The organism is Rhodococcus sp. IEGM 1409 (genome assembly GCF_030056735.1).
Taxonomy (GTDB): Bacteria; Actinomycetota; Actinomycetes; order Mycobacteriales; family Mycobacteriaceae; genus Rhodococcus_F.
This window is the reverse complement of sequence record NZ_JASHKN010000010.1, coordinates 256420-270848: the sequence shown is the minus strand read 5'-3', so window position 1 is coordinate 270848 and position 14429 is coordinate 256420. Positions and strand designations below refer to the sequence as shown.

The 14429-nt window shown below is 62.6% G+C and carries 12 protein-coding genes; 6 read left to right on the top strand and 6 right to left on the bottom strand.

Annotation, left to right across the window (positions count from 1 at the left end; all coding sequences use genetic code 11):
- The first annotated feature begins 152 nt into the window (after positions 1-152).
- Entirely contained in the window at positions 153-971 is an 819-nt protein-coding gene (locus QM716_RS24245; RefSeq protein WP_283306678.1) for an HAD-IB family hydrolase, read from the top strand.
- Between the two features lie 391 nt (positions 972-1362).
- Here the strand turns inward: QM716_RS24245 and QM716_RS24240 are convergent, their stop codons facing one another.
- The 5 genes from QM716_RS24240 to QM716_RS24220 form a co-directional block, all read right to left on the bottom strand.
- A complete protein-coding gene (locus QM716_RS24240; RefSeq protein ID WP_020905979.1) occupies positions 1363-2112 on the bottom strand; it encodes a Fic family protein in 750 nt (249 codons plus the stop codon).
- A 55-nt stretch (positions 2113-2167) separates the two neighbouring features.
- On the bottom strand, positions 2168-3892 hold the full coding sequence (locus QM716_RS24235; RefSeq protein ID WP_283306676.1) for a dipeptide ABC transporter ATP-binding protein: 1725 nt from the start codon (positions 3890-3892) through the stop codon (positions 2168-2170).
- 5 nt (positions 3893-3897) lie between these two features.
- A complete protein-coding gene (locus QM716_RS24230) occupies positions 3898-4854 on the bottom strand; it encodes an ABC transporter permease (protein WP_283306675.1) in 957 nt (318 codons plus the stop codon).
- Positions 4847-5773 (bottom strand): ABC transporter permease, encoded by a 927-nt coding sequence (locus QM716_RS24225; protein WP_033235977.1) that lies wholly within the window; start codon positions 5771-5773, stop codon positions 4847-4849. The genes QM716_RS24230 and QM716_RS24225 overlap by 8 nt, the downstream gene beginning before the upstream one ends.
- 125 nt (positions 5774-5898) lie before the next feature.
- On the bottom strand, positions 5899-7515 hold the full coding sequence (locus tag QM716_RS24220) for a peptide ABC transporter substrate-binding protein (protein WP_283306673.1): 1617 nt from the start codon (positions 7513-7515) through the stop codon (positions 5899-5901).
- A gap of 364 nt (positions 7516-7879) precedes the next feature.
- Here QM716_RS24220 and acs point away from each other — a divergent pair, with 364 nt between their 5' ends.
- Positions 7880-9811: an acetate--CoA ligase gene (gene acs, locus QM716_RS24215; protein ID WP_283306671.1), complete on the top strand. Its 1932-nt coding sequence runs from the start codon at positions 7880-7882 to the stop codon at positions 9809-9811.
- 36 nt (positions 9812-9847) lie between these two features.
- On the opposite strand, the gene QM716_RS24210 is transcribed toward acs, so the two are convergent.
- Complete coding sequence (locus QM716_RS24210) at positions 9848-10273, bottom strand: MarR family transcriptional regulator (RefSeq protein WP_283306670.1); 426 nt, start codon at positions 10271-10273, stop codon at positions 9848-9850.
- 107 nt (positions 10274-10380) lie between these two features.
- On the opposite strand from QM716_RS24210, the gene QM716_RS24205 reads away from it, so the two are divergent.
- The 4 genes from QM716_RS24205 to QM716_RS24190 all read left to right on the top strand — a co-directional run bounded on the left by QM716_RS24205 (position 10381) and on the right by QM716_RS24190 (position 14321).
- The gene (locus QM716_RS24205; protein ID WP_283306669.1) at positions 10381-11460 is read left to right on the top strand and encodes a substrate-binding domain-containing protein; all 1080 of its coding nucleotides are present in this window, start codon (positions 10381-10383) and stop codon (positions 11458-11460) included.
- A 110-nt stretch (positions 11461-11570) separates the two neighbouring features.
- Positions 11571-12191 carry an AmiS/UreI family transporter gene (locus QM716_RS24200; protein ID WP_283306668.1) on the top strand — a complete coding sequence of 207 codons (621 nt, stop codon included), beginning with the start codon at positions 11571-11573 and terminating at the stop codon, positions 12189-12191.
- 26 nt (positions 12192-12217) lie between these two features.
- Positions 12218-13255: an aliphatic amidase gene (locus QM716_RS24195; protein WP_230816507.1), complete on the top strand. Its 1038-nt coding sequence runs from the start codon at positions 12218-12220 to the stop codon at positions 13253-13255.
- 10 nt (positions 13256-13265) lie between these two features.
- Entirely contained in the window at positions 13266-14321 is a 1056-nt protein-coding gene (locus QM716_RS24190) for an AAA family ATPase (RefSeq protein WP_283306667.1), read from the top strand.
- The last annotated feature ends 108 nt before the right edge of the window (positions 14322-14429 follow it).

Sequence of the window (14429 nt, the reverse complement as noted above, 5' to 3'; positions counted from 1 at the left end):
GCTGAACTGGTTCGAACGAATCGAACAGCAACGATCTTACACCCGACATCGGCGAGAAACGCAAGCCTGAGCTGCACTGAACTGCTGTTTTTCACCGACAGAGGACGCTTGCCGGGAGCACACGAACCGCCTGTCGGACTATCCTCATTCCTGTGACCGACAAGCCTGCGAACGGACTGAATACCGGGCGGACAGCCGCTTTCTTCGATTTAGACAAAACGATCATCGCGAAGTCGAGCACCCTGGCGTTCAGCAAGCCATTCTTCGCCCAGGGTCTGATCAATCGACGCTCGGTTCTCAAGAGCAGCTATGCACAATTCCTGTTTCTGTTGTCCGGCGCCGATCACGATCAGATGGAGCGCATGCGCGAGCACCTGACGGCGATGTGTGCGGGTTGGGACGTGGAGCAGGTGAAGGCCATCGTCGCGGAAACTCTGCACGACATCGTCGACCCCCTCGTCTTCGCCGAGGCGGCCGATCTGATCGCAGATCACAAGCTGCGTGGACACGACGTCATCGTGGTGTCGGCTTCGGGTGAAGAGATCGTCGCACCGATCGCCCGCGCCCTCGGCGCCACCCATTCCGTCGCGACGTCGATGAGGGAAGAAGACGGCCACTACACCGGCGCGGTCGACTTCTACTGCTACGGTCCGGGCAAGGTCGAGGCGATGGAAAAACTCGCCGCGGAGTACGGCTACGACCTCGCCGCCAGCTACGCCTACTCCGACTCGGTGACCGATTTGCCCATGCTCGAGGCGGTCGGACATCCCACCGCGGTCAACCCCGATCGTGCATTGCGCAAGGAAGCAGCCGTAAACGGTTGGCCCATACTGACTTTCTCGAATCCGGTCTCACTTCGCGCTAGATTGTCGGCCCAATCCACGACGACGGTGGCCACTACTGCCGCGGTGGGAATCGCAGCTCTGGTGGCCGGCGCCATGACCTTCGGGCTACTGCGCCGGAAACGCTGAAATCCAAGGCCCACAAACAAAAATTGGTACTTGCTGTGAGCCCGGACACAGGGTACAAAGGAGTTACGGAAGAACGGAAGGCCAGGAACGGCTCGGAAGAGAAGGACCGTTTCCCCAACTGAAATTCCTAGCACGGGCACTAGGGCACCCACGCGGAGCACAAGCCACTATAAGGGCAGAAGCGTTGTGGGCCTGCGAGATTCGTTCAATTTGAGCGAGGACCCCGCACAGGTTGCGGGGACGACCTCAGAAAGTGCGATCCCTCGCCGAGGCCACCCACACAACCCACCGAGCACGCTTGGTAACGAGTAGTCCGTGCTGACGGGCGGCGAAGTCGATTTATCGGCAGCGCCGCCCGTTCGTTATGTTCCAACAGGGGCAATTGTCCGGACTACCCGGTAGCGGCGTCGGCGATCGAAGTCGCTTCTCGCGCACCGGCTTCGAGCGCACCGCAGCACAGGATCACCCAACTGCCGACGCCCGCTGGATTTCCCGAAGCAAACCCCGCCGCTCCATCTGTGTACGCCTGCGGCCGCCGAAGCCAACTGACTTCGGGGACCCCGAGATTGTGCGGATCCAACCCCGACGAGACCGCAACCAGACGCGAGGCCGCGCGGGCGACGATGCCGTCGGCCGTGCCGAACGGGCTCAGCGCCAAGAGTTCTCCGTGGACGACGGCTGCCAGAACCGGCGCCGGTGCACTGGTTCCGCCGGTGACGAGTTGGGCGAGAGCGTCCAAGCGCTCCCCCACGCCGCGATCCGACCGTGGCCGTCCCAGTTGATCCGCGTCCTCGACGAGGTCTGCCGCGGCCAGCAGGTGCAGCCGGGCCAAAGCCTGCAGTGGGGCGCGCTTCCACGTCGACTCCATGAGCGGAAGGCTGTCGCCGTCCAGAGCCTGAGCTACCCGCAGAGCACCCGCGAGAATCGGGTCGCCGGCCATGCCCTCGGCCGGCAATTCGGTGGTGCCGCCGGCGAGCGATGCGCTGGCTCGCGCAGCGCGAACGGCGGCTTCGGCGGCAGTGGTGGGCCAACCGCGACGGTTCGTCTTGTGCCGATGAACCTCACCCAGAGCGTCGCGCGCATGATCGGCGGCGGCGCGTACGCCTGGAAGATCGACGAGGGGCTGCAAGGGGTCCGTCACGATCAACGACGGTACCTTGCAGCCCCTCTGCGGACTTGCCTACCTACCTGTTGCGTCAGCTTCCCAGCTTGATGGACCCACCGGGAATCGCGTCGAGCAACTTGCGTGTGTAGTCCTGCTGCGGATTGCCGAACACGTCGTCGATCGGCGCCGATTCGACGATCGAGCCACGCGACATCACCAACACGTTGTCCGCGATCTGACGAACCACGGCCAGGTCGTGCGTGATGAAGAGGTACGTCAACCCGAACTCTGCCTGCAGGTCGTTGAGCAGCGTCAAGATCTGATCCTGAACGAGCACGTCGAGAGCGGAGACCGCCTCGTCGCAGATCACGACCTCCGGCTGCAAAGCCAATGCTCGCGCAATCGCGACGCGCTGACGCTGTCCGCCGGAGAGCTCGTTCGGGAACCGCCGCATGACCGACTGAGGCAGACCCACCTTGTCGAGAAGTTCGCGGACGCGAGCCTCACGCTCGGCTTTGGTCCCGACCTTGTGGGTACGCAGCGGCTCCTCGATCGTGCGGTAGATCGAGTACATCGGATCGAGCGTGCCGTAGGGGTTCTGAAAGATCGGCTGCACTCGGCGGCGGAACGCAAAAGTTTCCTTCGCGCCGAGTTTCGCCACGTCCTGACCGTCGAAAACCACGTTGCCCGCGGTGGGCTCGAGCAAGCCGAGGACCATCTGCGCGACCGTCGACTTACCGGAACCCGATTCACCGACGATCGCCGTTGTGGTTCCGCGGCGGACCTTGAAAGACACGTCGTTCACGGCGGTGAAGTCGGTGGTCTTGCGGAAACCCTTGCGCAGCTTGAATACCTTGGTCAGATGATCGACGACAAGAACGTCGTCGGTCGCCTTGCCGAAGGACTCTGCCGTACCTTCCTCTGCTTTGACCGCTTCGGCGACCTCCTCCGCCTGTTCCCGAATCTCGGCGCGCGCTACCGAAGAACTGAGTCGCTTCGACGCCAACGACGGCGCAGCAGCGACCAGCTTCTGTGTGTACGGATGCTGCGGGCGCTTCAGAATTTCCAGTGCCGGACCGGATTCGACGATGCGCCCCTTGCTCATCACGATCAGGTGCTCGGCGCGCTCGGCGGCCAAGCCCAGATCGTGAGTGATGAGCAGAACGGCGGTGCCGAGTTCCGTAGTCAGACCGTCGAGGTGATCGAGGATCTGACGCTGGACGGTGACGTCGAGCGCCGACGTCGGCTCGTCCGCGATCAGGAGCTTCGGACGAGCGGACAACCCGATCGCGATGAGTGCGCGCTGACGCATACCGCCCGAGAACTCGTGCGGGTACTGCCCCAACCTGCTCTCGGCTTCGGCGAGGCCGGCCTCCTCGAGCAGTTCGGCGGCGCGAACCTTGGCGGCTTTACCCTTGGCGATCCCGTTGGCGGCCAGTGCTTCCTCGATCTGGAAGCCCACTTTCCACACGGGATTCAGATTCGACATCGGGTCCTGCGGAACCAAACCGATCTGGCTGCCCCGGATGTGGACGAAGTCCTTCTCCGAAACCTTCGAGATGTCCTTGCCGTCGAAGATGATCTCGCCTGCCGTCACCTTGCCGGTGCCGGGAAGCAGATTGATGATCGAGTGGGCGGTGGTGGACTTACCCGAGCCCGATTCGCCGACGATGGCGACCGTCTGACCCGGATACACGGTCAGGCTGACACCTCGAACTGCCGGAACCGGACCGGAATTGGACTGGAACGACACCTCGAGATCACGAATCTCGAGCAACGGAGTTTCCTCCGAGGTGAGAGTTTCCTTGGTGGTCATCGTGCTCACCGCTTCCGAGACTTGGGATCGAGAGCGTCGCGTAGTGCGTCACCCATCATGATGAATCCGAGGACGGTGATCGCCAAAGCCGTTGCCGGGTAGAACAGAATGGTCGATCCCTGACGCAGCGTCACCTGAGCGTTGCTGATGTCTCCACCCCAGGAAACCTCGGTGGACGGAAGACCGATACCGAGGAAGGACAGCGTCGCCTCGGCAACGATGTACGTGCCGAGCGAGATGGTGGCCACCACGATGATGGGCGCCAACGAGTTCGGGATGACGTGGCGGATCAGTGTCTTGAGCTTCGAGACGCCCAACGCTTCCGAGGCCATGACGTAATCGTTGTTCTTCGCCGAGATCACCGCGCCACGAGCAATTCTTGCCATCTGCGGCCAACCGAACAGCGCCAGGACGCCGACTACGGTCCAGATCGTGCGATCGGTGAACAGCTGCATCAGAACGATGGCAGCGAGGATCAGCGGGATACCGAAGAAGATGTCGGCGACGCGGGAGAGAATCGAATCGGTCCAGCCGCCGTAGAAGCCGGACAGCGCGCCGAAGATCACTCCGATCACCAGCACCGACGCAGTGACGCCGACGCCGACGAGTACGGATGCGCGAGCACCGTAGATGGTGCGCGAGTAGACGTCACAACCCTGACGGTCGAAACCGAACCAGTGCCCTGAGGTCGGCCCCTGCATGCTGTAGGTGAGGTCGCAGAACCGCGGATCGGTGCTCGTGAACAAGCTCGGAAACGCTGCGATGACGATGACCGCGAGGATGATGATCGTCGAGATGATGAACAGGGGACGCTTGCGCAGATCGCGCCACGCGTCGGTCCACATACTCGTCGGCGCCTGATCGAGTTTGACGGCGTCCGTCTCCCCCGGTGCCGCAACTTCGGGCGGCGCCACGAAATGGCTTTGCCGGACTGCGCGTCCGGTCTTCAAGGTCTCAGACATAGCGGATCCTCGGATCGAGCGCGGCGTACAAGAGGTCGACGAGCAGATTCGCGATCAGGTAGATCACGATCAGGATGGTGACGAACGAAACGACCGTCGGCGCTTCACCTCTGGTCACCGCCTGGTAGATCGTGCCGCCGACGCCGTTGATGTTGAAGATGCCCTCGGTGACGATGGCGCCGCCCATCAACGTCGCGAGATCGGCGCCCAGGAACGTGACCACAGGGATCAGCGAGTTGCGCAACACGTGCACGCGAACCACTCGTCCACGGGAAAGTCCCTTGGCCGTAGCGGTGCGGACGTAGTCGGCACTCAGGTTCTCCGCCACGGACGTTCGAGTCAGTCGCAGTACGTAGGCGAACGAGACCGAACCCAGAACCAGGGCGGGGAGCAGGAGATTCTTGAAGCTGGTGTTGCCACCGACCGTCGGCGGGACGATGCCCCATTTGACGCCGATGAAGAACTGAGCCAGGAAGCCGATCACGAAGATCGGGATGGCGATGAGGACGAGGCTGAACAGCAGGACGGTGCTGTCGAAGAATCCGCCCTTACGCAGGCCGGCGATGAGGCCGAAGCCGACACCGAAGACGGTCTCGACGATCAGTGCCATGAAGGCAAGTTTCATCGTGATCGGAAATGCCTGTGCCAGAACTTCACTGACAGGTCGTCCGGAGAACGACGTGCCGAAGTCCAGCGTGAAGATGCCCTTCAGGTACAGCAAGTACTGCTGATAGAAGGGGAGATCGAGGTGATAGCGCTCCCGAAGCTGCTGTGCAACAGCCGGACTGAGCGCCTTGTCGCCCGCCAACGCGGCAATCGGATCACCGGGAAGCAGGAAGACCATGGCGTAGATCAGAAGAGTGGCCCCGAGAAAAACCGGGATCATTTGAAGCACTCGGCGACCGATGTACCAGAGCATCGGATCACCTCCTTGTCGATGATCGTGTACGTCAGCGGACAGTCCGGCGTGAACACGAGTTCGGGGCGGCAGGCAGGGCGCCTGCCGCCCCGAACTCACGTTTCAGATGCGGATCGTTCTACGCGTCAGTTCTTTTCGATGTCTTCGTAGACCGGAACACCGTTCCAGCTTATGGTCACGTTGGAGACGTTCTCCGACCATCCACTGGCAGCATTGCGGTACCACGTCGGAACTGCGGGCAGGTCCTTGAGCAGCACTTCCTGAGCCTGATCGAGCAGTTCCTGAGCCTTCGCCTGATCAGTCTGGCCGGCCGATTCGCGCAGGAGGCGGTCGAACTCGGGGTTGGAGTACTCACCGTCGTTGGAGCTGCCGCCGGTCTGGTAGTTCTGCGCCAGGAAGCCGTACTGCTGCGGGTAGTCACCCTGCCAGCCGGAGCGGAAAGAGCTCTGGATGGTGCGGTTGGTGGCTTCGGTACGGATCTGCGCAAAGGTGGCGTACTGCTTGCCCTTCGCGTCGATGCCGAGGGTGTTGCGGATGCTGTTCGCCGTGGCGTCGACCCATTCCTGGTGTCCGCCGTCCGAGTTGTAAGCGATCTCGAAGCTGCCGGACCACGGCGCGATGGCGTCGGCCTTGGCCCAAGCGGCCTTTGCTGCCTCGGGATCGAACTTCACGTTGCCGTTACCGGTCAGCGAGTCGTTCCAGCCCTTGATTGCGGGGCTGGTGAAGTCGAGTGCAGGCGTCCTGGTCTTGTTGAAGATCTGCTGCGTGATCTGATCGCGGTTGATCGCCATCGAGATCGCCTGACGGCGGAGCGTGCCCTCTTCACCGCTGAAGTGCGGCAGGCGGCCCGGGATCGTGAACGTCTCGATGGTTGCCGACGGCTGGTTGACCGTGCGACCGGCAAGATCCGTCTCGAAGGTCGTGACCGCGCTCGGCGGGACCTGGTCGAGGACGTCGACGTTGTTGGCGAGGAGATCGGTGTACGCCGTGTCGAGGCTGTTGTACATGATGAAGTCGACGCCGGCGTTCTTCGGCTTGCGGTTGCCGTTGTAGTCCGGGTTCACGACCGTGTCGATGCGGACGTTGTGCTGCCACGCGCCGGTGCCGTCGAGCTTGTACGGGCCGTTGCCGATCGGGTTCTCACCGAATGCGGCCATGTCCTTGAACGCGACCTCGGGCAGCGGGTAGTACGCGGTGAAGCCGAGGCGATCAGGGAACGCCGACTCGGGCTGCTTGAGTTCGATGGTGAAGGTGGAGTCGTCGACGACCTTCAGACCCGACATCGTCTGAGCCGTCGGGACCTCGGCGGCAACTTCGTCGTAGCCCTTGATCGGGTCGAAGAACGAAGCCTGAAGCTGAGCATTGGTGGAGAGGGCGCCGTAGTTCCAGGCGTCGACGAACGACTTCGCGGTGACGGGGGTGCCGTCCGTGAAGGTCCAGCCGTCCGCGAGCTTGACGGTGAAGTTCTGACCGTCGGTGCTCTCGATGGACTCGGCAACCTCGTTCTCGGTGCCGCCGTCGGCGGTGTACGAAACGAGACCGGAGAACAGTGAGTCGAGGACGCGGCCGCCCATGTTCTCACTCGTGTTCGTGGGGATAAGCGGGTTCTGAGGCTCGCCCGCCCAGGCGTTGACGACGCCGCTGGACGATCCGCCCGACGAATCGCCGGACGAACATGCCGTGATCAGCACTGCCGTCATTCCGAGCGCGACCGCGCCGGTCGCTATGCGTGAGATACGCAAAGGAATTCCTTCCACATCTAAGTGACCCCGAGCATGCTCGCGGCCTGCCGACAGCCGTAACTGCCGGCGTCGTGTCGCCTACAACTGAAAGTGAACGTGACTTCGAGTTGTGGTCGAATAATGGTTTGACAATAGACACATCGAACCCGAAGCGCGCACCGCACCCATTGTTGGAAATTTGGGGGTAATTGAATTCGCACACATTCATTCGTCGGCAGAAGCGACCACCCGTCGCATCGTTTCGACCGATCGTCGCAGGACAACGGGTTGCAACGTGATGCAACGGTGCGCTTGCGTGAGCTTGTGACTACCCTCACACGGAGTCAGAAAAGTGTCGATCAATGTGGAAAGAAGGCCGTCAGCCATGACAAGCGCAGCCGAAACAGACGTCCCCCAGGCATATCCGCCGAGCGCAGAGTTCGCTGCGGCCGCCAACGCGGGACCGGAGTTGGCGGCTGCCGCAGATACCGACCGCCTCGGCTTCTGGGCCGACCAAGCCGAGCGTCTGCACTGGCACGAGAAATGGACCGACGTCCTCGACTGGACCGACGCCCCCGTCGCCAAGTGGTTCGTCGGCGGAAAACTCAACGTCGCCTACAACTGCGTCGACCGCCATGTCCTCGCCGGCAACGGCGACCGCGTCGCGATCCACTTCGAAGGCGAACCTGGCGACAGTCGCGACCTGACCTACAACGACCTCCTCGCCGAAGTCAGCCGTGCCGCAAACACTTTCACCGACCTCGGCCTCGTCGCCGGTGACCGCGTCGCCGTCTACATGCCGATGATCCCCGAAGCGATCGTCACAATGCTCGCCTGCGCCCGCCTCGGTCTGACCCACTCCGTCGTCTTCGCCGGATTCTCCGCCACCGCCCTACGCTCACGCATCGACGACGCCCAGGCCAAACTCGTCGTCACCGTCGACGGCCAGTGGCGACGCGGCGCAGCAGCACCCATCAAGACCGCGGTCGACGAATCCGTCGCCGGCGCCGAATCCGTCCAGAACGTGTTGGTGGTCAACAGGACCGGCATCGACGTCGACTGGACAGACGGCCGCGACCTGTGGTGGCACGAGACCGTCGCACAGGCCTCACCCGAACACGAGGCGCAGGCTTTCGACGCCGAACATCCCCTGTTCATCCTCTACACCTCCGGTACCACCGGAAAGCCCAAGGGCATCATCCACACCTCCGGCGGATACCTCACCCAAGCCTCTTACACCCACCACAACGTCTTCGATCACAAAGCGGGGCAAGACGTGTACTGGTGCACCGCCGACATCGGCTGGGTCACCGGACACTCCTACATCGTCTACGGCCCCCTCTCGAACGGTGTAACCCAGGTCGTCTACGAAGGCACCCCCAACTCCCCCGACGAGCACCGCCACTTCAACATCATCGAGAAGTACGGCGTCTCCATCTACTACACCGCACCCACCCTCGTGCGCACCTTCATGAAGTGGGGCCGCGAGATCCCCGACGCCCACGACCTGTCCTCCATCCGCCTCCTCGGCTCCGTCGGCGAGCCCATCAACCCCGAAGCGTGGCGCTGGTTCCGCGAGGTCATCGGCGGCAACAAAGCACCCATCGTCGACACCTGGTGGCAGACCGAGACCGGCGCGATCATGATCTCCCCGCTGCCCGGTATCACCGCCACCAAGCCCGGATCCGCCATGGCGCCACTCCCCGGTATCTCGGCGAAAATCGTCGACGACGACGCCAAACCCCTCGGCCCCGGCGGCAACGGCTACCTCGTCCTCGACGAGCCGTGGCCGGCGATGCTCCGCGGCATCTGGGGCGACATGGACCGCTACCGCGACACCTACTGGTCCCGCTACGCGCAAGAAGGCTGGTACTTCGCCGGTGACGGAGCCAAATACGACGACGACGGCGCCCTCTGGGTACTCGGCCGCGTCGACGACGTCATGAACGTCTCCGGGCACCGCATCTCCACCTCCGAAGTGGAATCGGCACTGGTGGGCCACCACGGCGTCGCCGAAGCCGCCGTGGTCGGCGCCGCCGACGAAACCACCGGACAGGGCATCGTCGCCTTCGTGATCCTGCGCGAAGGCGTCGAGAACACCGGCGACACACTCATCGCAGAACTGAAGGCTCAGGTCTCCACCGACATCAGCCCCATCGCCAAGCCCCGTCAGATCACGATCGTGCCGGAACTGCCCAAAACCCGATCCGGCAAGATCATGCGCCGCCTCCTGCGCGACATCGCCGAAGGCCGAGACCTCGGAGACACCTCAACCCTGGTCGACCCCAAGGTATTCGACGCAATACGCGGCAAGTAGGGCCTGCGGCCCCGTGCGCCTTTTTGGTAGTCCCCACTACCAGGAAGGCGCACAGGGGCGAAGCCCCTCTCGTAACTTCACTTCCTCTTTCGACGTCAGCCAGGACTCCTCGGCCACGCGAATATCTGCGGCAACCCGCTTGTGCAGAGCCTTTCCGCGCGCCGAGAGAAACACGCGTACCTTCCGGCGGTCGTCCTCACCGACTTCGCGATAGATGAGCGCAAGCGAGACCAGCTTGTCCGCGACTCTCGTAAGCGTCGGGGCTGGTGTTCCTGTTCGATCGCGCAGCTCAGCCATCGTCAGCCCCTCGGTCGACGCCAAGGCTTCGAGCGTCATCCAGTGATCGAGAGTGAGATTCTCTGCCGCCAGCGTCTTCTCCGCCGCTGCCGCGGCCATTCGAGCTGCTCGGACCAGCGCGGTCGTCAGCGTCGCATCAAGAATTCCGGAGTCACTTTTTCCCACTGATCGCTCCCCCGCTGTTGCATAGTTCACACTTCTCGGGCAATACTTTCAAATGAAATGATAGTAACCCAGGTCAGGCCGCTGACTCCCGATTCCGGCGGCGACGCATGAGCGCTACCGGCGCGCTCGAACGCGCGCGCAGCGCGGTGTGGCGCCTGGGCATGGTGGTTCCCCTCCAGGGACCGGCCGGACTGTTCGGTCCGTCGTGCGAAGCAATCAGCGAATTGGCCGCCCTCGACCTCAACAACTCTGGTGGCGTACTGGGACGCGAAGTCCAGATCGAAGTGATCGACGGCGGTGCGACGCCGAGCGCCGTCGCCGCCCGCGTGCAACAACTACTCGACGCAGGCGACATCGACGCCGTCAGCGGCTGGCACATCTCCTCGGTCCGCCACGCGCTTGCGCCCGTGGTCGCCGACCGCATCCCGTACTCGTACACCTCGCTCTACGAGGGCGGCGAGGTCAGACCAGGTATCTACTGCTCAGGCGAGACACCACGGCAGCAGATCGCGCCGGCACTGAAGTGGCTGCGTGACAACGTCGGAGCGCGTAAGTGGTTTGTCGTCGGCGACGACTACATCTGGCCACACAGTTCGCTCGGGGCCGTCCGACAGTTCGCGACCGAACTCGACCTCACCCTGGTCGGTGGTTCGTTTGTCGACCTGGGGCGCGGCAACATGAAACAGTTGGTCGAGACCGTCTCGAACTCCGGGTGCGACGGCGTGATCATGCTCCTCGTCGGGCAGGACGCCGTCGACTTCAACCGCGCCTTCGCCCACCGCGGGCTCGACGAGTCGACGATCCGGTTCAGCCCGTTGATGGAAGAAAACATGCTGCTCGCGAGCGGGCCGAGGGCAACGCGAAACCTGTTTGCCTCCGCCGCGTACTTCCGTTCGATGGTCGACGGCAACTCCATGGACCTGCTCGGACGCTACGTTGCACTACATGGCGCACACGCCCCAGCACTGAACAACGCTGCTGAGTCGTGCTACGAAGGGATACATACCCTTTCGGTCCTGGTTCGACGCGCCGACAGCACACATCCGCACGACCTGGATGCCGTCGTCGAAGGCGCCGCGTACGACGGACCTCGCGGAACCGTCGAGTTTCGTGATCGTGTTGCACGGCAGAAGATTCAGCTTGCCGTCGCCGACGGACTCGACTTCTCGATCATCGCAACCCTCTGAAATCTTTCCCTGAGATCCACCTCTTGACTTCTGTGGCGCGCATCACTTAGTTTCATTTGGAATCATTTCATTTGAAAATAACCCGTCCCGAAAGTAACCGGAGGTGCCCGATGGGCAGTGTTGGTTTGCTTTACGTGGGAGCCGTCCTCTTCGTCAACGGGCTGATGCTGCTCGGCACAGTTCCCGTTCGATCCGCCTCGGTCCTCAACCTCTTCGTCGGCGCTCTTCAGTGCGTCGTCCCCACCGTCATGTTGATTCAGGCACAGGGAGATTCGAGTGCCGTCCTGGCGGCCTCGGGGCTCTACCTGTTCGGATTCACCTACCTCTACGTGGGCATCAGCAATCTCGCCGGCTTCGAACCGGAAGGAATCGGCTGGTTCTCGCTGTTCGTCGCGTGCGCCGCACTGGTGTATTCCTTCCTCTCGTTCACGGTGAGCAACGACCCGGTCTTCGGCGTCATCTGGCTCGCATGGGCAGCGCTCTGGACGCTGTTCTTCCTGGTGCTCGGCTTGGGCCGGGAAAATCTCGGCCGCTTCACCGGTTGGGCTGCAGTCCTTCTGAGCCAGCCCACCTGCACGGTTCCCGCCTTCCTGATACTGACCGACAACTTCCACACCGCGCCTGCCGTCGCGGTCGGTTGGGCCGGAGCACTTCTGGTTCTCCTAGGTCTGGCCAAGATCCTCGCCGCACCCAAAGCCGCAGTACCCCAATCCCGTCCAGTCTTCAACTGATCCACACAACCAAGGAGTGAAAGACAATGCGACACGGTGACATTTCCTCGAGCAACGACACAGTCGGCGTAGCAGTGGTCAACTACAAGATGCCCCGCCTGCACGATCGCGCCGGCGTCCTCGAGAACGCGCGCAAGATCGCCGACATGATGATCGGCATGAAGACCGGTCTCCCCGGAATGGATCTCGTGGTCTTCCCCGAATACTCCACGCAGGGAATCATGTACGACGAAGAGGAGATGTACGCGACAGCGGCCACCATCCCCGGCGACGAGACCGCGATCTTCTCCGCCGCATGCCGCGAAGCCGACACGTGGGGAATCTTCTCCATCACCGGCGAACAGCACGAAGATCACCCGAACAAGCCGCCGTACAACACGCTGATTCTCATCGACAACAAGGGCGAAATCGTTCAGAAGTACCGAAAGATCCTGCCCTGGTGCCCCATCGAAGGGTGGTACCCCGGTGACACTACCTACGTTTCCGAGGGCCCGAAGGGGCTGAAGATTTCGCTGATCATCTGCGATGACGGTAACTACCCGGAGATCTGGCGCGACTGTGCGATGAAGGGCGCCGAGCTGATCGTCCGCTGCCAGGGATACATGTACCCCGCCAAAGACCAGCAGGTGATGATGTCCAAGGCGATGGCCTGGGCCAACAATTGTTATGTGGCAGTTGCCAATGCGGCCGGATTCGACGGCGTCTACTCCTACTTCGGACACTCGGCAATCATCGGATTCGACGGCCGTACGCTGGGCGAAACCGGCGAGGAAGAATACGGAATCCAGTACGCGCAACTGTCCGTCTCGGCCATTCGTGATGCACGCGAGAACGATCAATCCCAGAACCACATCTTCAAGCTCCTCCACCGCGGCTACTCCGGCGTCCATGCAGCAGGTGACGGAGACAAGGGCGTCGCGGACTGCCCGTTCGAGTTCTACAAACTGTGGGTCACCGACGCCCAGAAGGCTCAGGAGCGCGTCGAGGCCATCACCCGAGACACAGTGGGCGTAGCGGATTGCCGCGTCGGAAATCTGCCGGTCGAGAAGACAATCGAAGCGTAAGGATCTCACCGTGCCGTATATCACCGACATGCTCCACGACCGGAACCGTGCAGCACCACCACCGGCCGAGGACCGAACCGAGCCCGCACCGGTAGGAGCCTTCGACGCACGGAAGCTCTCGAAAGCCCTGAGTTCCAAGATCGTCGGGCAACAGGCCGCCGTCGACGCTGTGGTTCGCGCGATTTCGATCGCGCATGTCGGTGCCACCGATCCGACACGTCCGCTCGCCAACATCCTTCTGGTCGGCCCCACCGGCGTCGGCAAGACTGAGTTGGTGCGACGGGTGGCCGCGGAACTACGGTCAGGGCCCGACGATCTGTGCCGTATCGACATGAATGCTCTAGCACAAGAGCACTATGCGGCGTCGTTTTCCGGGGCTCCTCCTGGATATGCCGGTAGCAAGGAGTCCTTCACACTGTTCGACAAGAACACCGTCGAGGGCGATCCGTACACCCCCGGAATCGTCCTGTTCGACGAAGTGGAGAAGGCCGACCCCACCGTGCTGCGTGCGCTCCTGCAGGTCCTCGACAACGGCGAGCTCCGGTTGGCGAACGGTCAGCAGAAGATCTCGTTTCGCAACAGCTACGTGTTCCTGACGTCGAATCTCGGTTCGGCTGCGGTGGCGGAACGTCGACGGTCCCGGCTACGACGGATCGCCGATCGCGTCCGCCTCGATCGACCACGCCACGGTCATCACCTGGTGCAGCGCGCGTTGGAGAAGTTCTTCGACCCCGAGTTCTTCAACCGCATCGACGAAACCGTGATCCTCGACGAGTTCGACGAACGGACGGCGGAGCAGGTCACTCGGCTCGAAATCGGACTGATCACAGCTCGGCTGGCCAGGAGAGGCGTCGACGTCGAGGTGGACGACAGCGCCGTCGCTCTACTGCAACGACGCGGATTCGATCCGGTGTACGGAGCACGTGGCCTGCGCCGGACTATCCGGAACGTCCTGGCTGACCCGGTGGCCGGCGCCGTTCTCGACCTTCGGCCAGTCGGGACGCAGCCACTCGCCTTGCAGGCCCGCGCGGTTGGTGATCAGATACAGGTAAAGAAAGCCCCATGAGTGCTCGCTCACGTTGCGGATCGAATCCGCAACGTGGGCGACACATTTCAAACATGTCCGCGTAACGCCACCTCCCTAGGTTGGGTGCCTGCACCACAAAGTGCACAT